Origin of the sequence: Amycolatopsis sp. CB00013, assembly GCF_001905755.1 — a bacterium.
GTDB lineage: Bacteria > Actinomycetota > Actinomycetes > Mycobacteriales > Pseudonocardiaceae > Amycolatopsis > Amycolatopsis japonica.
Genome location: NZ_LIWC01000001.1, coordinates 1,909,715 through 1,935,314 on the forward strand (window position 1 = coordinate 1,909,715; position 25,600 = coordinate 1,935,314).

A 25,600-nucleotide genomic window follows, 5' to 3' on the forward strand; every position below is an offset into this window, starting at 1 on the left:
TTGAGGAGACGTCATGTCCTTGGCCCCCGAAAACCTGCCCGCCACGGCCGGCCCCACCCTCCCCGACTGCCTCCGGCACTGGGCGGACACCGACGGCGACCGGCCGGCGGTCACCTTCACCGACTTCGCGACCGATCGCGCCGGGCGACGGCGGACGCTGACGTGGAAACAACTCAAGGACCGCGTCGACGCCGTCGCGAGCGCGCTGCCCGTCCGGACCGGTGACCGGGTGGCGATCCTGTGCCCGCAGAGCGCCGATTACGTCGTCGCCTTCCTCGGCGCGATCACCGCGGGCGCGATCGCCGTGCCGCTGTTCGATCCCGGCCTGCCCGGGCACGCCGGGCGGCTCGCCGCGGTGCTGACCGACTGCTCCCCCACCGCGGTGATCACCACCGCCGCGGCCGAGGACGCCGTCCGCGAGTTCCTCGCCGGCCTGCCCGGCGGCGGGGAAGTCACGGTCGTCGCGGCCGACAAGGCTGGACCCGTCCGCGCCTGGCCCGCCCCTGCCCCGGCGCCGGACGACGTGGCGTACCTGCAGTACACCTCCGGTTCGACGCGCAGCCCGGCCGGCGTGGTGCTGACCCACGAGAACGTGCTCGCCAACGTCCGCCAGGCGGTGCACGGGCTCGGGATCGCACCGACGGGGACCACGGTGTCGTGGCTGCCGCTGTTCCACGACATGGGTCTCGTCCTCGGCTTGATCACGCCGCTGGCGATGGGCATGCGGTCGGTGCTGATGGATCCGCTGGCCTTCATCGAGCGTCCGGTGCGCTGGCTGGAACTGCTCGGCGACCACAACGGGAGCTGGAGCGCCGCCCCGAACTTCGCGTTCCACTACGCCGCGAGCCGGGTGCGCGAGGAAGACCGCGCCAAGCTCCGTCTCGACCGGGTCGCCGCGATCGTCAACGGCGCCGAGCCGATCAACCCCGGCGTGCTCGACCGGTTCCATAAAACCTTCGCCGAAGTCGGGTACACCCCGGACAAGACCAGGCCCGCGTACGGGCTGGCCGAGGCGACCGTGTTCGTCACCACCGGTCCCGGCGTTCCACCTCGGGTCACCACGTTCGACCGCGCCGCACTGGGCGCCGGAACGGCACGACCGTCGAACGACGGGCTCAAGCTGGTCGCCTGCGGTGTCCCGGTGGGCCAGCGAGTCGCGCTGGTCGATCCCGAAACCGGCGTCGCGCTGAAGGACGGTTCGGTCGGCGAGATCTGGGTCCACGGCCCCAACGTCGGCACCGGCTACTGGCAGAAACCCTTGGAGAGCACCGAAACCTTCGGCGCCAGGCTGACCGGCGACCACGGGGAACTGCCCGCCGGCCCTTGGTTGCGCACCGGTGACCTCGGCGTCCGGTACGACGGCGAGGTCTACATCGCGGGCCGGATCAAGGATCTGCTCATCGTCGACGGCCGCAACCACTACCCGCAGGACGTCGAAGCGACGGCGGCCTCGGCCGACCGTGACATCCGCCCCGGCAGTGTCGCCGCGTTCGCCGTCGAAGGCACCGACACCGAAGCCGCGGTCGTCGTCGCCGAGCACCGCGGCCACAGCGCGCTGACCACCGAGGACGAGCGGGCGCTCGCCGTGGCGGTCCGGCGGCTCGTTTCCGACGCACACGGCCTCGCACTGCGCGACGTCGTGCTCGTCCCGGCGGGCCTGGTCCCGCGGACCTCCAGCGGCAAGATCGCGCGGAGCGCCTGCCGCGACCGTTACCTCGCCGGCGATTACGGAAAGGCCTTGGTGCGATGAGAAACCCGTCGTTCGACACGCCCACGCTGCGCCGCTGGCTGCTGGACACCGTCGCCGGGCACACCGGCGTCGACGCGGCCCGGCTCGAAGCCGACCGCCCGCTCAGCGACTACGGCCTGTCCTCCCGCCAGGCCGTCGGTATCGCCGCCGATCTCGAAGACCTGCTCGGCACTCCGCTCCCGGCCACCCTGCTGTGGGAGAGCCCGACCATCGACCATCTGGCCCGCTCGCTCACCGGCGGCACCGACCCCGAACCCGAACCGGCGGGCACCGACCGTCGCCGGACCGATCCGATCGCCGTCGTCGGCCTCGGCTGCCGCTGGCCGGGCGCGGACGGACTCGACGAGTTTTGGGAGCTGCTGCGCAGTGGCCGGGACGCCGTCCGGACCGCGCCGCCGGGCCGGTGGGGCGCCGACGCGGCACCGATCGTCGGCGGATTCCTCGACGACGTGGCCGGGTTCGACGCGGACCACTTCGGCATCACCCCCCGTGAAGCGTCCACAATGGACCCGCAACAGCGGATGCTCCTGGAAGTCGCGTGGGCCGCGCTGGAACACGCCGGAATCGCCCCGGCTTCCCTGCGTGGCAGCCGGACCGGCGTGTTCACCGGGATCTCGACCCACGACTACGGCCATCTCACGATGGCGGGCGGCGGTGTGGATCTGTGGACCGCCACCGGCGCGGCCGGAAGTATCGCGGCCAACCGGCTCTCCTACGTCTACGACCTGCGCGGGCCGAGTATGGCGGTGGACACCGCCTGCTCCTCGTCGCTGGTCGCGGTGCACCACGCGGTCCGCGCGCTGCGCGACGGCGAGGCGGATCTGGCCTTGGCGGGCGGGGTGAACCTCATGCTGTTGCCCGGCCCGACGGCCGCGTTCGCCGCGGCGGGGCTGCTTGCCGCGAATGGCCGGTGCAAGACGTTCGCCGCGGACGCGGACGGCATCGCGCGTGCCGAGGGCTGCGGTGTCGTCGTGCTCAAACGGCTGGCGGACGCCGAATACGACGGAGACCGGGTGCTGGCGGTGATCCGCTCCACCGCGGTCAACTCCGACGGCCGGTCACAGGGTATGGCGGCGCCGAATCCCGTCGCACAGCAGGACATGCTGCGCACGGCGTACCACGGCGCCCGGCTCGATCCGTCCACTGTGGACTACGTCGAGGCGCACGGCACCGGCACGTTGCTCGGCGACCCGATCGAGGCGCGCTCGCTCGGCGCCGTGCTCGGCAAGGACCGCCCCGCCGACGCACCGCTGCTGATCGGCTCGGTGAAGACGAACATCGCGCATGCCGAGGCGGCCGCGGGGATCGCCGGGCTGATCAAGGTCGTCCTCGCGATGACCCGGGACGAACTGCCGCCTCAGCTGCACTTCACCGCGCCCAACCCGCATATCCCGTTCGACGACCTGCGCCTGAAGGTGGTGACCGAACCGACGCCGTGGCCACGCCGGTCCGGGCGGGCGACGGCAGGTGTGTCCGCGTTCGGTTTCGGCGGGACCAACGCGCACGTCGTCCTCGAACAGGCGCCGCCGCCGGAGCCGGTCCCGGACCGCGGCGACATCCGCATCGGACTGCTGTCCGCCCGCACCCACGACCGTCTCACCGAACGCGCGACGCAGCTGGCGAACTGGCTGGAAGCCACGCCGGCGCTTTCCCTCGCCGACGTCACCCATACGCTCGCCCGCCGCGACAACGGCGGTCCGCACCGCGCCGCCGTCGTCGCCGGGGACACGGCCGAGCTGGCCGGGCTGCTGCGCGCCGTCGGTTCCGGCGCCGATCCGCTGCCCGCGGGCGCGGTCACCGGCACCACCCGGAGCACCGACGGCCCGGTGTTCGTGTTCTCCGGCCACGGCTCGCAGTGGCCGGGTATGGGGCAGGGACTGCTGGCCGCCGAACCCGCGTTCGCCGCCCAGGTCGACAAGCTCCACGACCTGTTCACCGACCACACCGGCCGCTCGCTGCGCGCCCTGCTCACCAGCGGGGATCCCTTGTCCCTTCCCGAAACGCAGACGGCCATCTTCGGCACACAGATCGCGCTCGCCGCCCAGTGGGAGGCGCTCGGCGTCCGGCCCGCGGCCGTCGTCGGACACTCCCTCGGCTCCGCGGCGGCCGCCGTGGTGAGCGGCGTGCTCACCCCCGACGAGGCCGTCCACCTGGTCGCGACCAGAGCCCGGCTCCTGGGCACCATCGGGCCCGGCGGCGCGATGGCGGCGGTCGAACTGGCGCCCGAAGAGCTGGACCTGTACCCGGACATCGAGCTCGCCGTCGAATCCGCGCCGGGGCAGCTGACCGTGGCCGGGGACGCGACCGTGCTCGATCTCCTGGTCGCGGAGCTCGAAGCCGCCGGGCTGCGGGCACGCCGGCTGCCGGTCGAGGTCGCCGGGCATTCCGCCCGTGTCGACCCGGTACTGCCCGCGCTCCGGGAGGCGCTCGTCGAACTGGGCGGCCGTCGTCCGACGGTGCCTTGGTACGACACGGTGCTGGCCGATCCGCGGGAGCTGCCGGACTTCGACGCCGGGTACTGGGCCGCGCATCTGCGGCGTCCGGTGCGGTTCCGGCAGGCCGTGGCGGCCGCCGCCGCGGACGGGCACCGCGTGTTCCTCGAAGTGTCGCCGCATCCGATCCTGCGGGGTTCGGTGGCGCGGACGCTCGAAGCCGAGGGGATCGACGACGCGCTCGTCACCGGAACCCTGCGCCGGGGCCAGGACGAGGTCCGCGCGCTGGGCGCCGCGGCGGCCGAGCTGTACTGCGCGGGCACCCGGATCACCACCGCCGATCCGGACGACGGGGCCCGGCTGGTCGACGTCCCGCCGATGCCGTGGCGGCACGAACGGCACTGGTACACGACGACCGAAGAGGCGCCGTCGTTCGCGACTCGCACGCCGGAGCCCGAACCGGCGCGCAGTGGCGGAGGCGACCGGCTCACCGAGATCGTCGCCGCCGTGATGGGGCTGCGTCCCGACCGCCTCGACGCCCATGTCCCGCTGGTGGAACTCGGCCTGGATTCCCTGATGGCGAACCGGATCCGCGAGGCCGTCCGCCGGGAGTTCGGCACCGAACCCGACTCCGCGGCCGTGCTCCGGGGCGCCACGCTCGCCGATCTCAGCCGCGATCTCGCGCCCCGCGAGAACGAGGAGCCGCTGCCGTCGCGCGGTCGCGCCTGGGACGCGGCGGACCGGCTGGTGCTGCGCCTGTGGCAGGAACACACCGGCACCGAAGCGGCCGGAACGCACGTCCGCCTGACCGAGACGGCCGCACCGGACCGGCTGGCCGAGTTGCTCGCCGAGGGGCTCAGCAGCGAACTCGCCACGCCCGTCGACGCCGCCGAGCTCCGTCGGCACGACACACTCGCGGCCATCGCCGACGTCGCCCGCGCGGTCCTCGACACGCGAGAAGAACGAGGGCCGGTGCACGTCCTCTCTCCCGGCGAGCCCGGAGTCGCGCCGCTACTGCTGTTCCACCCCGGCGGCAGCACGTGCACCGTGTACCGGCCGTTGCTGGAGCGGCTGCCCACCGGAGTGCCGTGCGTCGGGTTCGAACGCGTTCCCGGTGTCAGCATCGAAGAACGGGTCGAGCAGTTGCTGCCGTTGGTGCGGGAACAACGTCGCGACCGGCCGTACCGGCTGGCGGGCTGGTCGTTCGGCGGGGCGCTGGCGTACGGCGTCGCCGCGCGGCTCGCCGAAGAAGGCGAGGAGGTCGAGTTCGTCGCGCTGATCGACACGATGCTCCCGCTGCCGGAGCCGGACCTCGATGCGAGGGCGTCGTCGGCCCGGCGGTTCCTGCGCTTCACCGGATACGTCGAGGGGACCTACGGCCGCGAAGTGCGGCTCGGCCACGAGGAGCTCGCACCGCTGCCCGAAGAGGAGCAGATCGAGCTGACCATGCGGCGGGTCGCCGAAGCGGGCTTGCTCAGCCCCGGCGTCCTCCGGCACCAGCGTCAGTCCTTTTTGGACACGTTGGCGGCCGAACGCGGCACGCCCCGTCACTACGGCGGGCGCGTCGTGCTCTACCGGGCGACCGAGCAGTACGCGGCCGGGCTGGCGATGGAACCCCGGTATTCGCGCACGGATCTCGCGGCGGGCTGGGCGGGCTTGTGCCCGGAGCTGGAGATCGTGCCGGTCGAGGCGCATCACCTGTCGGTGGTCGACCCGCCCCACGTCGATGTCGTGGCGAGGCATCTGACGGGGCTCCTGTGACCACGGCCCGGGCCGAGCGAGCGGTCGACCGCGCCTGGCCGCTTTTGGCGGTACTCGGCGCCGGGCTCTTCCTCGTGGCGGTCGACGCGACCGTGCTGCACGTCGCGTTGCCCGACCTCGTCCGGCAGCTGCGGCCGGGCGCGGCGGCTCAGGTGTGGATCGTGGCGATCTACCCGCTGACCGCCGCGCCGCTGCTGCTGCCGTTCGGCACCCTCGGCGACCGGTACGGGCGGCGGCGCGTACTGGTCGCCGGGTACGTCGTGTTCGGGATCGCCTCGCTCGGCTGCGCGTTCGCGCCGAACGTCCCGGTGCTGCTGGGCTGTCGCGCGCTGCTCGGCTGCGGCGGCGCGATGATCATGCCGGTGACGATGTCGCTGCTCCGCGAACTGTTCCCGGATCAGCGGCGTCGTCGCACGGCGATCGCGGTGTGCAGCGGGATCGCGGGCACCGGATCGGTGTTCGGACCGATCCTCGGCGGCGTGCTCGTCGAGGTGTGGGGCTGGCGGGCCACGTTCCTGCTGAACCCACCGGTGATCCTCGCGGCGATCGTCCTGGCGCTGCGATGGCTTCCCCGGAACCCACCCGGGCGGCGGCCGTGGGACGCGGTCAGTGCGGCGCTCGCGGCGGGCGGTGTCCTCGGGATCGCTTTCGCCGTCGGGCATCCGGGTGCCTGGACCACGGCCGTCGCCTCGGGCGTGACCGGATGTGTCCTCATCGGACTGTTCCTGCGCCGCCAGCGCCGGACCGATCCGCCGCTGCTGGACCTCGCCCTGTTCCGGCGGCCGGGCGTGCGGGCCGCGGTCGGCGGGGTGCTGCTGGTGATGAGCACGCTCGTCGGGCTCGGCCTGCTGTTCGCCCAATACCTGCAGGTGGTGCTCGGCCTATCGCCCACGGCGGCGGCGGGCCGGCTGCTTCTCGTATTGGGCGCGTCGGCCGTCGGAAGTGTCGTGACCCCGTCCCTGCTGGGACGCTTCGGCAACGCCCGGGTCCGGACGGCCGGATTCGCGGTGGCGGCGGTCTCGTTGCTGGTCCCGGCGGCGGGTCCGGCCGCGCTGACGTCGCCGGTGCTGCTGGGTGCCGGGCTGACCGGGCTGGGTCTGGGGATGGCGCTCGCGCTCACGTCGAGCACCGACACCCTGCTCTCGGCGACGTCGGCGGACCAGGCCGGCGGTGCCGCGGCGGTGGAGAAGACCGGCTACGAACTGGGCGCCGGTTTCGGGACGACGGTGTTCGGTTCCCTGGCCGCCGCCGTGTACGCGGGGCATCTGACCGTCCCGGCCGGCGTGCCCGAACCGGCGCGGGCGCTCGCTCTGTCGGGACCGGCTCAAGCGGAGGCGGCCGCATCCGGCCTCACGTCGCATTCAGCCGACGAATTGCTCGACGCCGCGAAAGCCGCCTGCACCACGGGGCTTCAGGTGTCGGCGGCCGTCGCTTGTGGGGCGTTCCTGGTGGCCGTGCTCGTCAGCTCGGGCGCGCCTCGTCGGTGAACTGCCCGGCGAACTCCCCGGTCGGCGGGATCTCCTGGATCACGTCGATCAGGACGCCGTTGGGGTCGGCGACGATGAAGTGCCGCTGCCCGAACTCCTCGCTGCGCAGGGAAAGCGCCTCGGGCAGCCCGGCCGCCCCGACCAGCCGCCGGTGCTCGGCGTCGACGTCTTCGACCTCGAAGTTCAGCAACAGTCCCTGCACGGGTTTGCCCGCCCCGCCGGGAATGGTTTCGTGTCCCGGGGCGAGGATCGCGAGCTCCCACTCACCGCGTTTCAGGCTGACGTACCAGTCGGCTTCGAAGGTGAGCTCGAAGCCGAAGTGATCGCGGTAGAAGTCCCGTGTCTCGGCGATCTTCTCGGTCATGAGAACGGGATAGAAGCTGGTCAGACGCATGGTGCCGCCTTGTCTCGTGAATAATACCGACCGTCGGTTTGTTTTATCGAAGTTAGCCAACCTACGGTCGGTATGTCAAGATCCGGGCATGGCCCGCACGAAACAGCAGCAGCGCGAAGAGACGATGGAGGCGTTGACCGCCACCGCCCGGCGGCTGTTCGCCGAGCACGGGTACGGCAAGGTCGGCCTGGAGACCATCGCGCAGACCGCCGGCGTCAGCAAAGGCGCGCTCTACCACCACTTCAGCAGCAAGGCGGAGCTGTTCCGGCACGTACTCGGCGTCGTGCAGCACGACGTCGGCGAGCAGATCGCGCGGGCCGCGGACGCCGCGCCGGACTCGTGGGCCGGACTGCTCGCCGGCTGCCGCGCGTTCCTCGCCGCCGCGACCGATCCGGAGACCCAGCAGATCATGCTGCTGGACGGTCCGTCGGTGGTCGGCTGGCAGGACTGGCGCGAACTGGACGCGGAGTCCTCCGCCCGGCACCTCGCCGAAGCCCTGACCGGCCTCATGACCGAGGGCGTCCTGGCGAAGCGCCCCGTCGAACCGTTGGTACGCCTGCTTTCCGGCGCGATGAACGAGGCCGCCGTCTGGCTCGCCCACTCCCCCGACCCGAAGTCCGACCTCGCCGCGACCATGGACACCCTGACCCCGATGATCGAAGCGCTCCGCTAAGCCGAACTCGCGTGATTAGAGGCGTAACTCGCGTGATTGGGGCCGGATCACCGAGTTCGGCGTCCAATCACGTGAGTTCCGTCTTCAATCACGCGAGTCACGTGTCCGGGCACAACGCGAAAGGCCCCACCCGGCGTCGGGTGGGGCCTTCACTGCGTGGGCGATACTGGGATCGAACCAGTGACCTCTTCGGTGTGAACGAAGCGCTCTCCCCCTGAGCTAATCGCCCGTGGTACGAACTTCGGTCCACCGGAGGAAGCGAACCTGGTGCGCGATACTGGGATTGAACCAGTGACCTCTTCCGTGTCAGGGAAGCGCTCTCCCGCTGAGCTAAACGCGCGTGGTGTTTCGTTCGTACTGGCGATAGCTTAGCGGACCCCGTTTTCGGGGCCTCACAGGGGGTTACCCATCCGCGAGGCTCAGGGTTTCGGCAGGCGGGACGCGATCGAGCCCGCGATCTCCTTCGCCCGGCCGCAAGGGCTTCCGCTCCCCTCGCGCGCCAGGAGCCGGACGGCGACGTGTTCGACCTCGCGGTCCGGCAGCGGCCGATGCTGCCACGTGACGGCGCAGTTCGAGCCGCCGAACTCCCGCATGTCACCGGTGACACCGCTGCCGAGGTCGACCGGCGATCCCTCCGGCGCGTAGGCGCCTCGCTGCAGTTCGACGGTCAGCGTGTCCCCGCCGCCCACCCACTCGCAGATCCGCAACGTCCGCGGGGCGGGCTGCGTGTTGGGCACGGCCTTGCCGATCACCGCCGGATCGGCGACCGCGCACGGGTCGAGAGGCAGGATGCTCGCCGGGTCACCGGCGCGATCGACCTCGTGCGTACGCAGCCGGGTGAGCGCGGCGCTCAGCATGTCGTCGGCGGCCTTGCAGGGATCACCCTCCCGCCCCGGATGGGAGACGACGACGCCGAGCCGCCGGTCCGACGGCAGCTGCACGACCGAATCGCAGCCGCCGCTGATCGTGCTGCGCAGCAACGGCAGCCCTTCGGCCGTGCGCTCCGTCCGTTCGACGCTGCTGGTGCTCACCCCTTCGCCGAGCCGCAGTTCGAAGCTGACGCCCTTGAGTCCGGTGTACTTGCAGCGGGCCGGATAGATCGGGCTCGTTTCCGGTTTCAGGGTGCCGAATTCCTGCACGAACCGGCCCGCGAGCACCTTGCACGGATCCACCAGCCGCAGACGTTCCGCGGCGAGCGCATCGTTCGCCGACAGCGAGGTGACCCCGGGATTCTCGGGTTTGGCGTGCTCGGCGATCGCGAGGCCGAGCGCGACCATCCCGGCCACGACGAGCAGGACGACCGCGGCGAGCGAGCCGAACAGGATCTTCTTCGTCCGGGGCGCCATCTTCTTGGGCGGCGGCCGCCAGATCGGCAGCGGCAGCGCCAGCACTGAACGCACCTCGTTGTCCTGCTGGCGGATCCGCGCGTGCACGGCCGGCGGCCAGGGCGCCGCACCGGGCGGCACGGGGCCGAGGAAGTCCAGGATCTGTTCCGGGGTCGGCCTCCGCGCGGGATCCTTGGCCAGGCACGGTTCGGCGAGCTGCCGGATCTCGTCCGGGACGACGCTGAAATCCGCCGCGCCGTGCACGACGTTATACAGCGTTTGCGGCGCGGTCGGGCCGGTGAACGGGCCGCGGCCGGTCGCGGCCATGACCAGGATCGCGCCGAGGGAGAACACGTCGCTCGCGCCGGTGATCTGCCCGCTGCCTGCCTGTTCCGGGGACATGAACGCGGGCGAGCCGATGATCGCGCCCGTCCCGGTGAGGTCCTGCGCCTCCTCCGCCACCCGCGCGATGCCGAAGTCGATCACCCTCGGGCCGTCACTCGTCAGAATGATGTTGCTGGGTTTCAGGTCCCGGTGGATCAGCCCGGCACGGTGGATCTCGGTCAGCGCCGCGGCGAGCCCGGACGCCAGCAGCCGCACCGATTCGGCGGGCAGCGGTCCGGCCGCGTCCACGGCCTCCTTCAAGGACGGTCCCGTGACGAAGACCGAGGCGAGCCACGGGGTTTCCGCTTCCGCGTCGGCGTCCATCACCGCGGCCGTGTAGGCGCCGGAGACCAGCCGCGACGTGGCGACCTCGCGCCGGAACCGCTCACGGAAACGCGGGTCGTGCGCGAATTGGGCGTGCAGCTGTTTGACCGCGACGAGCCTGCCGTCCGGAGCCAGGCCGAGCACGACGCGGCCCATCCCGCCTTCGCCGAGTTCGGCGATGATCCGGTACGGGCCGATCTGCCGGGGTTCGCCGGGGTTCAACGGTTTCACTGACCAGCCCTAGGGTTTCGGAAGTTTCTGCAGCAGCACCCCGGCGAAGGCCTTGGCCTTCTCGCAGGCTTCGTCGGCGGTCATCTTCGTACCACTGGTGCCGACGGTCAGCTCGACGTTCTCCCCGTCGCGGTCGCTGACGGACCGATGTTGCCAGGTCAGCGAACAGCTGGAGCGGGCGATGCCGTCGTCCTTCTTCGCCAGGTACACCTTGGCACCACCGAGATCCAGGGTGGCGGTCCCCGTGTAGTACGAGTCCTTCGACTGGACCGGCGGGTACGCCCGCACGAGGCTCAGCCGGACACTGCCCGCCGCGTCGTACCGGCACTGGTGCAGATGTTCGCGGATCGTTTCGACGACCGGGCCGATCAGCCGGTCCGTCGTCACGGGGCCGACCAGCGCGCACGGGTCCAGCGGCGCCAGCGTCCCGGCGGGGAGCTCGCGTTCCTGGCCGCCTGCCCGGATCCGCTTGACCGCGTCGGCGAGCGCGGCCTTCACCACCGAACACGCGGCGTCCTTTGCAGACATCGAATTCACGTCGACGGTGAGCTTCGTGTTCGGCAGGCCGGAGACCGGGACGGCGACCGCGCACGCGTCGTCGGAACCCTTGATCCGCAACGGAAGTCCTTCGAGCTCGCCGCCCGCTTCGCCTTCGACGAGGTCGCCGCCGATCGCGAGCTCCAGCCATTTGCCCGCGGGCGAAGAGTACGTGCACGAATCGAACTGTATGTCGATCTTGGTGCTGAGCTTGCCGAACCCGGGCACGTCGCGTCCGTTCAGGACCTTGCACAGGTCGACCCGGCGCAGGTTGTCCGGGCCGAGCGGGTCCTGGTTGACCGGGGTGGCGATCGGCTCGTCCGGCTGCGGCGGCGAACTCGGCGCGACGGCCGCCGGCGGCGGATCGTCCGAGGACAGGGAGACCGCCGTGACGACGCCACCGACGAGCAGCACGACGCCGGCCGCGGCGAGCCCCGCGTACAGGCCACGTCGGGATCGCTTCTGCGGTGGCGGGTTCAGCAGCCGCTGGACCTCGGCCTGTTGCGACGCGATGAGGTGCGACACCACCGGCGGCCACGGGCTGGTGACCGGCGGGATCGGGCCCAGCCGCTCCAGTACCCAGGCCGGGGACGGCCGGTCCGCCGGGTTCTTCGCCAGGCACGGCTCGACGATCTGCCGCAGCTCGGGCGCGAGGTGCCGCAGATCGGGGTGGACGTGGACGACGTTGTACAAGGTGTGCGGGGTGGACGTCCCGGTGAAGGGATTCGTTCCGGTCGCGGCCATCACCAGCAGCGCGCCGAACGAGAACATGTCGCTCGCCGGGGTCAGCGGCTTGCCCTCGGCCTGTTCCGGCGACATGAACCCGGGCGAACCGATGACGGCGCCGGTGTGCGTGAGTTCGGAGTCGCCTTCGACGGCGCGGGCGATGCCGAAGTCGATCACCCGGGGACCGTCGCCGGTGAGGATGACGTTGCTCGGCTTCAGGTCGCGGTGGATCAGCCCGGCCCGGTGGATGTCGCCGAGCGCCAGCGCGAGCCCGGCGGCGAGATGCCGTACCGCCGTCGGCGGCAATGGACCGCCGGCGGAGACGGCCTCGGACAAGGCCGGTCCCGGTACGAACACCGAGGCCAGCCACGGTGTCGGCGCGTTCGGGTCGGCGTCCATGACCGGCGCGGTGTACGCACCGGACACCAGGCGGGAGGTTTCGACCTCCCGGCGGAACCGCTCGCGGAAGCCGGGGTCGTGCGCGAAACCGGGATGGACCTGCTTGATCGCGACCAGGCGCCCGTCGGACGAGGTCCCGAGCAGCACCCGGCCCATCCCGCCCTCGCCGAGCGCGGCGAACACCCGGTAGCGCCCCACGCCGGTGGGTTCGCCGGTGTTCAACGGCTTCACGAAGGCCCCCTTGTTCCGAGGGGCGATGGTACAAAACCACCCGGAAGTGTCACGCGGCGCGTCGGTCCGCCCGGCCGAAGTCCTTGAGCCGGAGGCTGTTGGACACGACGAGCACGGACGACAGCGACATCGCCGCCCCGGCGATCAGTGGGTTCAGCAGTCCCAGCGCGGCCAGCGGGATCGCGGCGACGTTGTACCCGAACGCCCAGAACAGGTTCCCCCGGATGATCCGCAGCGTGCGGTCGGCGAGCCGGATGGCGTCGGGGACCACGCGCAGGTCTTCGCGGACCAGCACCATGTCGGCGGAGCGGACCGCGATGTCGCTGCCCTGTGCCATCGCCATGCCGAGATCCGCGGTCGCCAGCGCCGGACCGTCGTTGATCCCGTCGCCGACCATCGCGACCCGCGCTCCCCCGGCCCGCAGTTCCTCGATGACCGCGGCCTTCTCCGCGGGCAGCACCCCGGCGCGCACGTCGGAGACGCCGATCTCGTCCGCGACCATGCGGGCGGCGGCTTCGTTGTCGCCGGTCAGCAGCACGGTCCGCAGGCCGAGCGCGTGCAGGGCGTCGACGGCGGCCCGCGCCGACGGCTTCACGACGTCCCGGACCTCCAGGTGCCCGGCGATCCGGCCGTCCACCGCGACGAGGATCGCCGTCGCGCCATCCGCCGCCGTGACGTCGCAGGGGATCCCTCGATCGGCGAACAACCGCGCGTTGCCGACAAGGACGTCGTGCCCCTCGACCTCGCCCTGCGCGCCGAGCCCGGGCAGCGCGGCGAAGCGTTCAACCGGCGGCAGGTCCGGCAGCTCGGCCCGCGCCGCGGTCACCACGGCCGCCGCGATGGCGTGCTCCGAACCGGCCTCCACGGCCCCGGCGAACCGCAGCAGCTCGCCGATGGTGAACCCGTCGGCGGGGCGGCGCGCGGTGACGGTCATCTTCCCGGTGGTGACGGTGCCGGTCTTGTCCAGTACGACGGTGTCCACCGTGCGGCTCGCCTCGAGCGCGTCCGGGCCCTTGATGAGGATGCCGAGCTGGGCGCCGCGGCCGACCCCGGCCATCAGCGCGGTCGGCGTCGCGAGCCCGAGCGCGCACGGGCAGGCGATGATGAGGACGGCGACGGCCGCCGCGAACCCTTCGCGCGCGGGTGCCCCGCCGAGCAGCCAGACCGCGAGCGTCAGCGCGGCCACGCCGAGCACGGCGGGGACGAACACCGCGCAGATCCGGTCGACCAGACGCTGCACCGCGGCCTTGCGGGCCTGGGCGCGTTCCGCGAGCGCGGTCATCTGGGCCAGCTGGGTATACGTGCCGACCGCGGTCGCGCGGACGACGAGCCTGCCGTCCCGGTTCACCGAAGCGCCGATGACCCGGTCTCCGGTGGTGACCTCCGCGGGAACCGGCTCGCCGGTCACCGCGCTGACATCCACAGTGGACAGTCCGTTGTGGACGACACCGTCGGCGGCGACGGCCTCCCCCGGCTTGACCACGAACAGGTCGCCGACGGCCAGCTCGCCGATCGGGATCATCCGCTCGGCCCCGTCCCGCAAGACCCGGACGTCCTTGGCGGCCAAGGCGTCCAGCGCGGCCAGCAGCCCGGCGGCGCTGCGCCGGGACCGGCTCTCGAAGTACCGGCCCGCGAGCAGGAAGGTGGTCACCCCGGCGGCGACGTCGAGATAGATCGCGTCGGCACCGGCCGCGGTCGGGCCGAAGCCGATCCAGTAGCCGGGTTCGCTGCCGCCCGCGAAGGCGGACCAGGCCGACCACGCGAACGACGAGAGCACCCCCAACGACACCAGAGTGTCCATACTGGACGAACGATGACGGAGGTTCCGCAACGTGGCACGGTGGAACGGCAGCGCGGACCAGAACACCACGGGCACGGCCAACGCGAGGCACAGCAGCTCCCAGCCGGGGAACCGCAGCCGCGGCACCAGGGCGAGTGTGATCGAGAGGTTCCCCAGCGGGATCGCGAGCAACGCGGCGACGACCAGCCGCCGCCGGAGATCCCGGACCCTGGCGAAACCGATGTCCGGATCCTCGTCGCCGCGGATCTCCGCCGTGTAGCCGGATTTGCGGACCCGCTCGATGAGCACTTCGTCGGCCAGCGTTTCGGGGACCTGCACGGTGGCCCGCTCGGTCGCGTAGTTCACCGACGCGCGTACCCCGTCGAGTTTGTTCAGCGTGCGTTCCACCCGCGCCGAACAAGCGGCGCAGGTCATCCCCGACACGGTCAGTTCCACCGTGCGGACGGCGGACTCCGGCGCGGAAATCGTCATTTCGTGGCACTCCCAGGTTTCACCGATGGTTCCTCGGTGGTGGAACAGGTGTCCCTGGTGGTGTCGCGAGGCAGATTACCGGCGGCGGGAACCGGACCCGTCGCCGGGCCGACTACTGCGATGGTGGTGGAAACAGGTGTCTCAGTTCAGGCTTCGGTACAGGTGGTCGTGAGTGGCGTTCAGGGTCTGCCGCGCGACCACTAGGCCTGGCGTGGGGTCAGCGCGAGCTCGAAGGTGTTGCCGTCTCCCTGGAAGAGGGTGCTCACGTACGAGGTGAACGCGCCGCAGCCAGTGAGCGGCGCCAGCGAATAGGTGCCGGCGAGCGCGCCGCCTTTCGCCATGGTGAAGCCGTCACCGGTGCGCAGTTCCGCCGTCGACGGGGCCGACGTCCGGCAGGACGGCCCGGTGCTGACCGGCATGCCGACGAGCGTGACGAGCGGGAGGACGGTGGTGAACCGGGGCCGTGCGACGAAACCGGTCCCGGCGAGGTCGCCGCCCTGTGCTCCGTCGGCGACGAACTCCAGATCGGCCGAGCCCGGCAGGAAGCCGAACAGCCGGAAGTCGGTGTGCGCCTTGTCGAACACCGGGCCGCCGCTGAACACGGTGGCCGCGGTGGGACTCAGATCGAAGGTGCCGGTGAGCGGCGCGGCGGCGCCGAGGGCTTTGACGCCGGTCTTCCCGGCGACCGCGTACCGGTGCCCCGCGGGTTTGTCTCCGAGTTCGAAGGAGAGCAGGACCGGGTCCTGGCCGGGGTCGAGCGCGCAGTCCGAGGTGAACGAGCCGAGCCCGGTGAAAGAACCATCGGCCTTCTTCGGGGTGAGACGGGTTGTGAAGTCGCCGACGGTGAGTGTCGTCTTGCCCGGTTTCGCCAGCGTGATGGTCGGGACGGAGCCGGTCGCCACCGTGCTGAACGTGCCGGACGGCGGGAGATCGGTCTTCGCGACGTTCAGCGGGAGGCGCACGGGAAGCGGGTTCGCGTCGCCGTTGACCAGTGTCACGCCCGCCGCCGCGGTGCCTTCGATGGTGGTGGCGCCGACGAGGTTCAGCCCGCGGGCCGCCTTGTCCGGCACGGTCACGGTGATGGTCAGCCCGGAGGTGGTGAGCGTGCCGCCGGGCGCCGTCGGCACCTCGAAGTCGGCCTTGATGTTCACGTCGAGCTTCTGCAGCCCGATCAGCGGGAACGGGCAGGTGAACGACAGTTTCTTGTCCACAGGCGTGCCCGCCGCCGCGCTGCGGACGGCGACGAACAGCAGGCAGCCGGCGGTGATCAGCACGATGAGGCCCGCCGCGAGCAGCATCCGGACGTTGGCACGAAGGGGCATGGTCGCCTTCCCGAAAACGGCACCGGTCCCCGTCGCGGGAGGCGACGGGGACCGGCTGCCTGACTTACTTCTTGGTGAGGTTCAGGTCCAGCGTGTTGCCGTCGCTCTTGGCGAACGCGCTGACCCAGTCGTTCAGCTGACCGCAGTTCTGCAGCGCGGACAGCGAGTAGGTGCCGGTGAGCTTCCCGCCCTTGAGCAGGTCGAAGTCCGGACCCGTGGTCATCTCGCTGGTGGACGGGCTGACCGTGCCGCACTTCGGGTCGGAGCTGATGGGGATCCCGAAGATCTGCACGCTCGGCAGGAACACGTTGAACTTGATGTGCGCCTTGAACCCGGTGCCGACGAGCTCACCGGTCTGCTTGCCGACCTGTTCGACCTTGATCTCCGAACGCCCGTCGATGAACCCGAACAGCTTGAACTGGGTGGACGACGGGTCGAGCTTCAGGTCACCGGTGAACGTCTTCGACGCGAGGTCCACGTCCGCGTCGAACCCACCGTTGATCGCGGCCGTGCTGCCGAGCGACTTCAGCGCGGTCTGTCCCTTGATGCCGAACGCGTACTTGAGTCCGCCGCCACCGGGGGTGGAGGTGGGCGGAGTCGTCGGCGTGGTCGGCGTCGTGGGGGTGGTGGGCGTGGTCGGAGTGGTGGGTGTGGTCGGCGTGGTCGTGCCGCCGCCCCCGTCACCGATCTTGATCGTGGCCAGGGTGTTGTTCTGGCCGGGATCCTGCGTGCAGGGCGCGTCGATCGTGCCGTCCGGCGTGATGCCGGTGACCGAACCGTCGGCCTTGCGCGGGGTGACCTTCAACTGCAGGTCACCCACGGTGATCTTCGCCTCGCCGGGCTGGTTGAAGGTCAGCGAAGGCGTCTTGCCCGCCGCGTTGACCGTCATCTCGCCCGAGGTGGGGATGTTCTGCTTGGCGATGTCGTTCGGGACCTTGACCGGGAGGTTGAGCCCCGGCGCCGCCACGTTCGCCGCCGCGATGGCCTGGCCTTCCAGCGTGGTCGCACCGATCAGGTTGAGCCCGCTGACCGTGTCCGCGTTGATCGTGGACACGGCCTTGATGTCGAACGTCCCGGTCGGCTGACCGGTCTTGACCGACAGCGGAAGATCGGTGTTGATCACCACCTTGAGCGACTGCGACCCCACGAGCGGCAGGTTGCAGTGATAGTTGAGCGGGAGCGAGATCGGATCGGCGACACTGGACTGTGCCCCGACCACGAGTACCGCGGTGGCAAGCCCCACGGCACCTGCGGCGGCGGCGGCGACCGCCTTCTTGGTTCCTCTACGGTGACTCACGATCGTCCTTCCGTGGTATCAACGATGATACGAAACGGCGTACAATTCCCCAGAGCAATGAATATCGGCCCGGGAGAATTCTCCGGGTAGCGACGATGTCTGACGGATCGCAACCGAACAGTAAACTAACGACGCGTCCGCACCGCTATCAAGTGCTTCCCCGGAAAAGTTGACGTGCCATCGGTAAATTGTCACGCTGGCACGGTGCGCCGGGGGTGTTCCTAGTAGCGACACATGGGTTTCCCCAGTTCAGAGCCGGATGATGCCGTTCACGGAACCGCTGACGAGGGTGACAATCGCGTCCCGGAAAACTATCTCGCGCGTGCCAATCCCCCTTTTCCGGCTCGCACCCGCCTTGCCTGCCGTAATCTTTCGTGAGTAACCTCGCGGTTCAGCAAGCCGGTCGCCGCCGACCATCGCGGAATCCCGCTCGTCGTGCCGCGGCAGGCCCTCTTTCGCCGAATTCGACGGGGAAACCATGAAAAGAATGCGCCGCACGGCAGCGCGAATCGCGTTCGCCACCGTCTCCGTGACCGCCGCGGCGGTCCTGCTGAGCGCCTGCGGGTCGGACGACCCGGCCGACGCGGGCAGGCACGCCGACCCGGCCGCGCTCGCGTGGGTGGACAAGGTGTGCTCAGGCGTCGCGACGGGCTCGGCGAAACTGTCCCAGCCGCCGGCGTTCGACCCCGCCAACCCGCAGACGACGAAAACCGCGATGGTGAGTTTCCTGAACTCCCTGTCCGCCGCGCTCGACGACATGGCGGGCGGGATCCGGAACGCCGGCGTGCCGCCGGTCCCGGATGGACAGTCCGCCGTGGACAAGGCCACAACCACGCTCGGCGAGACCAAGTCGAAGGTGTCCGCCACCCTGGCGCAGATGCAGGACGCGAAGGTCACCGACCAGGCGAGCCTGCAGAAGGTGGTCGCCGACGCGGACAGCACGATGAGCGGGCTGAGCGAGCCGGAAGGCCCGATCAAGCATCTGCGCACCAACCCGGAACTGGATCTCGCGTTCACCGAGTCCACGACCTGCCGCCAGGTCTACGGCGGCAACGCCTGATCCCCGACCCGTCACCCCCGCCCTGGAGGCCCGGCCGTGCCGACCCCGTTCCCCCGCCCGTCCCGCCGGACGCTCGCCGTCGCGCTGGCGATCGTCCTGTCCGCCGGTCTCCTGACCGTGCTGACCGGAAGCCCGGCGAGCTCCGCCGTCCCGGCGGCGTCCGACGACTCGTTCTACACCCCGCCGTCCCCGCTCCCGGCGGGCAAACCGGGTGACATCATCCGCTCGCGGGTTTCGAAAGCCGGTCCGCGTAAGGATTCCGTCAACGCGTGGCAGGTCATGTACCTGTCGACGAACGCACTCGGGCAGCCGGACGCGGTGACCGGGACCGTGCTGGTGCCGAAGAACGTCGACCCGGCGAAGGCGCCGATCGTCTCGTTCGCAGCCGGTACGCACGGTCCCGCGTTCAACTGCACCCCGTCGAAGATGATCGACATCGGCGCGTTCTACGAGCAGTCCGGTCTCGACGACGCCCTCGACGCCGGGTACGCCGTCGCCCTCACCGACTACGAGGGCTACCGCCAGGATCCGAAGACGACGTACGTGGTCGGGCGTTCGGAAGGCCCGGCGGTGATCGACGTCGTCCGCGCCGCGCAGCGTCTGCCGGAGTCGAAATTGTCGGCCGACGCCAAGGTGCTCTTCCGCGGGTACTCGCAGGGCGGCGGGGCGGCCGCCTGGGCCGGCGAACTGCAGCCCACCTACGCACCGGAGCTGAACCTCGTCGGCGTCGCCGCCGGCGGTGTGCCCGCCGACCTCGTCCAGGTCACCCTGCAGCTCGACGGGAAGTTCGGTTTCGGTGTCTTCGCCTACGCCCTGATCGGCTTGGACAACGCCTACCCCGAGCTGAAACTGGACTCGTTCCTCAGCGACAACGGCCGCGTGAAGCTGGCGGAGATGCAGAAGAGCGCGTGCACGTTCGAACTGCTCACCACCTACGCGAACAACAAGATCGCCGACTACACGACCAGTGCCGGGTATGTGCGCCCGGAATGGGTGAAGCGCCTCAACGAGAACAAGCTCGGCGGCACTCCCCCGAAGGTCCCGGTGTTCCTCTACCACGCCACCCAGGACCAGCTCGTGCAGTTCGCCCAGGCCGACGCGTTGCACAAGGCCTACTGCGCCGCCGGGGTCAAGACGACCTGGAAGACCTTCGAAACCGATCACATCACGGCGGTCTACACCGGAAACGCCGACGTGCTCGCGTTCCTCAAGGACCGCGTGGCCGGCGCCCCGGCGACGTCGAACTGCGCCTGACGTACCGGTCGTGAGTGGCGATTCGGCTTAGAACCCGAATCGCCACTCACGACCCCGAGCCGTCCGCCGGGACACGCGTGTCGTCCGTCTGATCACACGTGCCGTCCATCCAGTCACGCGACCGAGCGTCCTTTGTGGACAAGGACCGTCAGACGTCGGCGGGCCGCAGGCGTTCCGCGCGCAAAGCCAGCTCGATCCGCAGCCGCTGATCCGGATCGTCCAGCCGCTCGCCGAAGAGCTCGGATAGCCGCCGCAGCCGCGCTCGCACCGTCTGCGGGTGCACCGCGAGCTGCCGGGCGATCTCTGGCGCGCTCCCCCGCGTCTGCACCTGCGTGAGCAGGGTCGCGGACAGCTCGTCGTGCTGACGCGGCGCCAGCCCCGACAACGGTTCCAGCGCCTCGCCGGCCAGCCGGTCGAGCAGGAACTCGTCGGCGAGCAACAGCAGCGTGGTGATGTGCTCCTCGCACCACAACACCGGGCCGACCGTGGTGATCATGCCCCGCTGGGCGAGCTCGGACGCGCGGCGCGCGATGCGGTACGACTCGGCCGCCTGCGCGGTCGGAACCGACACCCCCACCGTCGCCGTCCAGCCGGACGGCAGCTCCCGCAGACCGCTCAAGTCGGCTTCGGGGCAGGCCACCAGCGCGCCGGGCACGTCGGAGACGAGATCGACGGGCACCGCCGAGGGCAGCAGACCTGCCGGGAACGAGGGCGCTCCGGGTGCCGCGGTGAAGACGACCGCCGTGATCCGCTCCGGGATCCGCCAGCCGATGGCGACGGCGAGCGCGCCCGCGTCGGCCTGGCTGTACCCGGTACCGCCGGCCAGCAGCCGGAACAACCGCGCCCGCTGCTCCGCGGGGCCCGTCGCCTCCGCCTGCGCGGCGTTGTAGCCGTCGGTCAGCGCCATCGTCACTTCGACGACGTCGCCGAAGAGGCACTCGGCCGCTCCATAGAGGACGTCACCGGGCAGCTGGAGCTGACGGCCGATCGAAGCGATCGAACGCCACAGCACCCGGCTCGAGACCCTGAACGCCGCCTGCGCGGCTTCCCGGCTGAGTCCTTGATGGAACGCGATGCGGCCCTGTGCGCGGAAATCGACCAAGAGGTCGTTCTGCAGCAGTTCGGGGACGCCGACCCGGTCGATGGCGCGTTCGATACTGCGCCTGGTCAGCTCGACGGCCGCCGCACGGGCCTCGCCGTCGCTGAACACCTCGGCGCATTCGCCGATCTCGGACACCACGCCTTCGACGCAGTGCCGGGCGATCGCCGGGATGCGCGGGCGGACGGCGTCGCCGAGTTCCCTCGGCAGGCGTGCCCACAGGGCGCCGACGGGCTGCCAGCTCACGTGTGCGATCCCCCGTTGAGAAGTAGGCCGACGATTACGGGCACCAATTCCCTTTCGTCCGCGCGCCACCGGCGCACTCGAATGCACGGAGCGTAGAACCGTCGACACATCCGTGTCAAAAGACGTCACACCGAAACGCCCGTCCGTTGTCACCTCGGTGAGCCCCGCGACTTTCCGTTGCAAATTCAACGTCACATTCGGGGTACAGGCCGTCCGCCGATCCAGTACAAACGGCCCCGCACCGTTCCCGTCGATCCGACGTGGTTATGCAAACGGATTCATGTTTCTCTCCCCGGTTCGAAGAAAATCAAAGGGTGGTCTTGGTGGTCGAGTACCGCGGTTTCGGCATGCTGGCGACGTTGCCGCGTTCGCTCGGCGAAGAACTGCGTCCGTATACCGGGCACGCCGCGGCCGCCATGGTCAAGCAGGTGCAGCGTTCGGTCACCGCGTATTCGCAGCCGCTGCGCGGCGTCTTCGGCCGCGTCCTGGTCGTCTCGTGCGAGCGGGCGGTGCGGCATTACGTGGACTGCATCGGCGATCCGGACATCCCCCACGACCGCTGGATCGACTTCTACCGCATGCGCGGGCGGATGGAGTTCGCCGAGGGCCGGAGCCTGGAACCGTTGCACGACAGCGTGACCGTCGGCGCGCGGGCGGCATGGCGGGCGATGCGGCCCATCGTGCGCGGGCTCGGCGTCGGCCTCGACGTCATCGCGCTCGCGGCGGAGTCCGTCTTCGTCTACGTCGACGAACTCTGCGCCACGACGATCGAGGGCTATCAGCAGGCGGAAGCCAGGGCGGCGGGCGCGATCCCGCTCCGGCGGCGGCGCCTGCTGGAGCTGATCGCCCAGGCGCCGGAAGGCTCGGCGTGCAGCATCACCAGCCTGGCCGACGGCGCGGGCTGGCGGGTTCCGAGCGCCGCCGCGATGGTCGCGCTGCGGCGCGCCGCGGGTGCGCCCGCCTTTCCGGCCCATCTCCTCGACGACACCGTGCTGGCCGACCTCGACACCGCCGAGCCGTACCTGCTCACCGCGGATCCCGACACCGACCTCGCTCCGTTGAAGGACGCGCTGGACGGCTGGCGGGTGGCGGTCTCCCCGGTCGTACCGCTCGTCGACGCCCCTGCCGCGCTCCGCACCGCCCGCCGCGCGCTCCTGCTGACCGGCGAGGACGCGCCCGGCCCGGTCATCTGGTGCCGGGACCACCTCGCCACGCTCTGGCTGCTCGCCGAAGACTTCCTCGGCGCCGAACTCGCCAAGCAGAGCCTCGACCCGTTCACCTCGCTGAGCGAGAAACAACAGGAACGGCTCAGCGACACCCTGTTGGCGTGGCTGGAAACCCGCGGCGGGGCACCGGAGATCGCGCAACGGCTCGGCGTGCATCCGCAGACCGTGCGGAACCGCCTCCGTCAGCTGGAAGATCTGTTCGGCGACCGCCTCAGGGACGCCGACGACCGGTTGAACATGCAGCTCGCCCTGCGCGCGCAACGCCTCATGCGCGCTCACCGCCGCGACGAAGGGACCTGATCCGCCGCACTCGCCGCTCCGGTGGCCGCACGGTGGGGAGCACCCAGCGGAGGCCGCGGCGGGCATGCTTCGCCCTCGGCTGGTCGACATGGAAGTCAGCCCGGCAGGCCATCGCATTTCTCCCCGTGGTGACGGGTGTTTACCGACGCTTTCCTGAATACCGGGACGGTGGGAAAATGTCGATGCGCAATAGGCCGTCGTTCCCGCTTTTGGCATCCGCCTCGGGGTCGGCCCCGGCATTCTTGTCACCCGGGTCGCAATCGACGGACGTGTCCCGCGACACGCTGACGAACCCGGCGTTCCACACGTTATTTTGACGCCTGACAACGGAAAGGCGGGACATGGCCCTCCAAGCGCGCACCCTGACCCTGCACGGCCGGGAAATCCGGCTGCGGGAATACGTTCCGTCCACAAAGGACGCCGCGGGCGAGCCGCTCGTGCTGTTGCACGGGATCTCGGGCAGCGGCGAGACCTGGGTCCCGTTGCTCGACCACTTCGAGCGAAGCGGGTTCGGGCGCCGCGTCCTCGTCCCGGATCTTCCCGGACACGGCGATTCGGCCGCCCCGCGGGCCGATTACGGCCTCGGCGCGATGGCCAGCGTGGTGCGCGACGTCCTCGCGCTCACCGGGAACCGGCACGCCACCATCGTCGGACACTCCCTCGGCGGCGGGATCGCGATGCAGTTCGCCTACCAGTTCCCCGAGATGTGCGCCCGGCTGGTGCTCGTGGGCAGTGCGGGGCTCGGCCCGCAGGTGACCCCGGTGCTGCGCGCGACGGCGCTGCCAGGGGCCAACGTGACGCTTTCCCTGGCGGTCAACCCCGCCACCGTCGCGATCGCGCGCGGACTCGCCGCGGCATGCCGGTCCCTCGGCGGAAAACTTTCCCCCGAGACCCGCGAGCTGACTCGTCACCTTGCGTCACTGGCCGACCCGGGCAGGCGGCGCGCGTTCCTGTTCATCGCCCGCAGCCTGATCGACCTCCGCGGCCAGCGCGCGAGCGCGATCGACAAGCTCTACCTCGCCAGGGAGGTGCCGACGCTCGTCGTCTGGGGCGCGCACGATCCGCTCATCCCGGTCGCGCACGGCCGGAAGACCGCCGAAGTGCTGCCGGACAGCCGATTGACCGTGTTCGAAAATGCGAAACACTTTCCACATGTGGCCGACCCGGCCCGGTTCGCCGGCGAGCTCGAACGCTTCCTCGCCGCGACCGCGCCCGCCAGGCTGAGCCTGGACGAGGTCGTCGAGGTGCTCATCCGCGCCAGCGAGGCGGCGGAAGCGCCCGAAAACGTCCCGGAAAAGTTGTCATCCGGACGCCATCTCAGGCCCGCCTAAATGTCACTCGCCGCCGGATCCGACCACCCGTTCGGGTGTAGTCCATCCAGGTGGCCGATCAAGCTCCCGCCAGCCGTTGACAGTCCTCTCGGCCGGATTTTATGTTGCGTGAGCCACAAAATCTGGATCGGCTTCACCGTTGAAGAGGCTGATTTTGTTGCTAACAAGGATAAAAACATGACCGACTTGGATACCGGATTCTCGCGGCACGATCTGCGGACCGCACGACCCGACCCCGACGTGCGCCACCCCGCCACCCCGCACCGCCAGCCACCGGGTCCGGTCCAGCGACCGCGCGCCTTCACGCCGGCACCGAGAACCCCAGTGGAGAACCGACCTGTGCGCAGCACCGGTGCGAATGGACTGTGGGCGTCCTTGCCCAGAGACCTGGGCGAGCGGTTCCGGCCGCGGGCCGACCCCTTGGCACGAGCCATCCTGCAGGAGGTGCAACGAGCCGTTCCCGAATACGCGCAGCCGTTGGAAGGCGCGTTCGGACAGATGATCACGCAGGGTATCCGGCAGGCGATCCTGCACTGCCTCGATACCGTCGGTCAGGGGACGGCGCCGCTCGACAAGTGGTCGGCGGTGTTCCGCAACCTCGGGAAGGTCGAATTCAGCGAAGGCCGCAGTCTCGACTGCTTGCAGACGGCCTACCGCGTCGGCGGCCGTGTCGCGTGGCGGCACGTTTCGGAATTCGGGCAGGCGATCGGAGCGGACGCCGATCTCCTGTGCACCGCGGCCGAGGCGATTTTCGCTTACGTGGACGAGATTTCCGCACTGTCCATCGAGGGCTACACGGCCGCTCAGGAACGGGCCGCGGGGACCAGGGCGAGACGCAGGCGCCGGTTGCTCGAACTGATGCTCTCCGATCCCCCGTCCTCCCCGCAGTCGATCGCGTCGCACGCCGCGAACGCGCAGTGGGCATTGCCCACCGAGGTCACGGTCGTCGCGCTGGAGCGACGGCTCGGCCCGCTGGACCCCGACAGCGCCGATCTGGACGCCGACGTCCTGGTCGACTTCGAAGGTCCGAAGCCCTGCCTGGTGACCGGCGACCCGGACAAGCACCTGAAGGATCTCGCCGAACGGCTTCCCGGCTGGCGCGCGGTGATCGGCCCGGCCGTGCGGCTCACCGAAGCGCCGCGTTCCCTGCTGTGGGCGCGCCGCACCCTGCGGCTGGTCCAGCGCGGGGTCCTGCCGGACAATCCGGTCACGCGGTACAGCGATCACCTGTCCACCCTGTGGCTGCTCGCCGACGAGTTCCTGGTCCGTGAACTGTGCACGCGCAGCCTCGCCCCGTTCGACGACCTCACGCCCAAACAGCGGGCGCGGCTCGGGGAGACGTTGCTGATCTGGCTCCAGTCCCGGGGCAGTGCTCCGGAGATCGCGAAGAAGCTCAAGGTCCACCCGCAGACCGTCCGGTACCGCATGCACCAGCTCATCGATCTCTTCGGCGACCGGTTGAACAACGCCGACGACCGGCTCGACATGGAGATCGCCCTGCGCGCGGAGGCCCTGCTCGCCGAGGACTGACCAGATCAG

Annotated in this window: 16 protein-coding genes and 2 tRNA genes; 9 read left to right on the forward strand and 9 right to left on the reverse strand. The window is 70.5% G+C overall.

The features are described from left to right. Positions 1-13: 13 nt before the first annotated feature. From AMK34_RS08575 to AMK34_RS08585, 3 genes are read left to right on the forward strand one after another with little or no spacing between them, the layout of a single operon-like run. A complete protein-coding gene (locus tag AMK34_RS08575; protein ID WP_073844158.1) occupies positions 14-1,750 on the forward strand; it encodes a fatty acyl-AMP ligase in 1,737 nt (578 codons plus the stop codon). Continuing rightward, complete coding sequence (locus tag AMK34_RS08580; RefSeq protein ID WP_073844160.1) at positions 1,747-5,943, forward strand: type I polyketide synthase; 4,197 nt, start codon at positions 1,747-1,749, stop codon at positions 5,941-5,943. The genes AMK34_RS08575 and AMK34_RS08580 overlap by 4 nt, the downstream gene beginning before the upstream one ends. Next, the gene (locus tag AMK34_RS08585; RefSeq protein ID WP_073844162.1) at positions 5,940-7,430 is read left to right on the forward strand and encodes an MFS transporter; all 1,491 of its coding nucleotides are present in this window, start codon (positions 5,940-5,942) and stop codon (positions 7,428-7,430) included. The genes AMK34_RS08580 and AMK34_RS08585 overlap by 4 nt, the downstream gene beginning before the upstream one ends. Here the strand turns inward: AMK34_RS08585 and AMK34_RS08590 are convergent. Further along, a complete protein-coding gene (locus AMK34_RS08590; protein ID WP_073844164.1) occupies positions 7,405-7,824 on the reverse strand; it encodes a VOC family protein in 420 nt (139 codons plus the stop codon). The genes AMK34_RS08585 and AMK34_RS08590 overlap by 26 nt on opposite strands. A gap of 88 nt (positions 7,825-7,912) precedes the next feature. Here AMK34_RS08590 and AMK34_RS08595 point away from each other — a divergent pair, with 88 nt between their 5' ends. Continuing rightward, on the forward strand, positions 7,913-8,497 hold the full coding sequence (locus AMK34_RS08595; RefSeq protein ID WP_073844165.1) for a TetR/AcrR family transcriptional regulator: 585 nt from the start codon (positions 7,913-7,915) through the stop codon (positions 8,495-8,497). Positions 8,498-8,654: 157 nt separating this feature from the next. Here AMK34_RS08595 and AMK34_RS08600 read toward each other — a convergent pair. From AMK34_RS08600 to AMK34_RS08630, 7 genes are all read right to left on the reverse strand, one after another. Continuing rightward, a tRNA-Val gene (locus AMK34_RS08600) sits at positions 8,655-8,726 on the reverse strand. A gap of 36 nt (positions 8,727-8,762) precedes the next feature. Continuing rightward, positions 8,763-8,837 (reverse strand) — tRNA-Val (locus AMK34_RS08605). 79 nt (positions 8,838-8,916) lie between these two features. Continuing rightward, positions 8,917-10,761, reverse strand: a complete 1,845-nt coding sequence (locus tag AMK34_RS08610) for a serine/threonine-protein kinase (protein WP_073844167.1) — start codon at positions 10,759-10,761, stop codon at positions 8,917-8,919. 9 nt (positions 10,762-10,770) lie between these two features. After that, the gene (locus tag AMK34_RS08615; RefSeq protein WP_073844169.1) at positions 10,771-12,654 is read right to left on the reverse strand and encodes a serine/threonine-protein kinase; all 1,884 of its coding nucleotides are present in this window, start codon (positions 12,652-12,654) and stop codon (positions 10,771-10,773) included. Between the two features lie 49 nt (positions 12,655-12,703). Continuing rightward, the gene (locus tag AMK34_RS08620; protein WP_073844171.1) at positions 12,704-14,926 is read right to left on the reverse strand and encodes a heavy metal translocating P-type ATPase; all 2,223 of its coding nucleotides are present in this window, start codon (positions 14,924-14,926) and stop codon (positions 12,704-12,706) included. Between the two features lie 200 nt (positions 14,927-15,126). Further along, complete coding sequence (locus tag AMK34_RS08625; RefSeq protein ID WP_073844173.1) at positions 15,127-16,248, reverse strand: DUF6801 domain-containing protein; 1,122 nt, start codon at positions 16,246-16,248, stop codon at positions 15,127-15,129. A gap of 64 nt (positions 16,249-16,312) precedes the next feature. Next, the gene (locus AMK34_RS08630) at positions 16,313-17,545 is read right to left on the reverse strand and encodes a DUF6801 domain-containing protein (protein ID WP_038512028.1); all 1,233 of its coding nucleotides are present in this window, start codon (positions 17,543-17,545) and stop codon (positions 16,313-16,315) included. A gap of 487 nt (positions 17,546-18,032) precedes the next feature. On the opposite strand from AMK34_RS08630, the gene AMK34_RS08640 reads away from it, so the two are divergent. Together AMK34_RS08640 and AMK34_RS08645 are read left to right on the forward strand one after the other, a co-directional pair. Further along, positions 18,033-18,605: a hypothetical protein gene (locus tag AMK34_RS08640; protein ID WP_038512025.1), complete on the forward strand. Its 573-nt coding sequence runs from the start codon at positions 18,033-18,035 to the stop codon at positions 18,603-18,605. A gap of 36 nt (positions 18,606-18,641) precedes the next feature. Further along, positions 18,642-19,859, forward strand: a complete 1,218-nt coding sequence (locus AMK34_RS08645) for a lipase family protein (RefSeq protein WP_073844175.1) — start codon at positions 18,642-18,644, stop codon at positions 19,857-19,859. A gap of 148 nt (positions 19,860-20,007) precedes the next feature. On the opposite strand, the gene AMK34_RS08650 is transcribed toward AMK34_RS08645, so the two are convergent. After that, complete coding sequence (locus AMK34_RS08650) at positions 20,008-21,204, reverse strand: PucR family transcriptional regulator (RefSeq protein WP_038512021.1); 1,197 nt, start codon at positions 21,202-21,204, stop codon at positions 20,008-20,010. Positions 21,205-21,518: 314 nt separating this feature from the next. Between AMK34_RS08650 and AMK34_RS08655 the strand changes: the two genes are divergently transcribed. The 3 genes from AMK34_RS08655 to AMK34_RS08665 all read left to right on the forward strand — a co-directional run bounded on the left by AMK34_RS08655 (position 21,519) and on the right by AMK34_RS08665 (position 25,591). Then, a complete protein-coding gene (locus AMK34_RS08655) occupies positions 21,519-22,730 on the forward strand; it encodes a PucR family transcriptional regulator (RefSeq protein WP_143202359.1) in 1,212 nt (403 codons plus the stop codon). Positions 22,731-23,071: 341 nt separating this feature from the next. Next, the gene (locus AMK34_RS08660) at positions 23,072-24,061 is read left to right on the forward strand and encodes an alpha/beta fold hydrolase (RefSeq protein WP_073844177.1); all 990 of its coding nucleotides are present in this window, start codon (positions 23,072-23,074) and stop codon (positions 24,059-24,061) included. A gap of 339 nt (positions 24,062-24,400) precedes the next feature. After that, positions 24,401-25,591 (forward strand): helix-turn-helix domain-containing protein, encoded by a 1,191-nt coding sequence (locus AMK34_RS08665; protein WP_038512015.1) that lies wholly within the window; start codon positions 24,401-24,403, stop codon positions 25,589-25,591. Positions 25,592-25,600: the final 9 nt, after the last annotated feature.

Coding starts and splice junctions, on each gene's coding strand:
- AMK34_RS08575 (WP_073844158.1), top strand. CDS start 14: ATGTCCTTGGCCCCCGAAAACCTGCCCGCCACGGCCGGCCCCACCCTC.
- AMK34_RS08580 (WP_073844160.1), top strand. CDS start 1,747: ATGAGAAACCCGTCGTTCGACACGCCCACGCTGCGCCGCTGGCTGCTG.
- AMK34_RS08590 (WP_073844164.1), bottom strand. CDS start 7,824: ATGCGTCTGACCAGCTTCTATCCCGTTCTCATGACCGAGAAGATCGCC.
- AMK34_RS08595 (WP_073844165.1), top strand. CDS start 7,913: ATGGCCCGCACGAAACAGCAGCAGCGCGAAGAGACGATGGAGGCGTTG.
- AMK34_RS08620 (WP_073844171.1), bottom strand. CDS start 14,926: ATGACGATTTCCGCGCCGGAGTCCGCCGTCCGCACGGTGGAACTGACC.
- AMK34_RS08625 (WP_073844173.1), bottom strand. CDS start 16,248: ATGCCCCTTCGTGCCAACGTCCGGATGCTGCTCGCGGCGGGCCTCATC.
- AMK34_RS08640 (WP_038512025.1), top strand. CDS start 18,033: ATGCGCCGCACGGCAGCGCGAATCGCGTTCGCCACCGTCTCCGTGACC.
- AMK34_RS08660 (WP_073844177.1), top strand. CDS start 23,072: ATGGCCCTCCAAGCGCGCACCCTGACCCTGCACGGCCGGGAAATCCGG.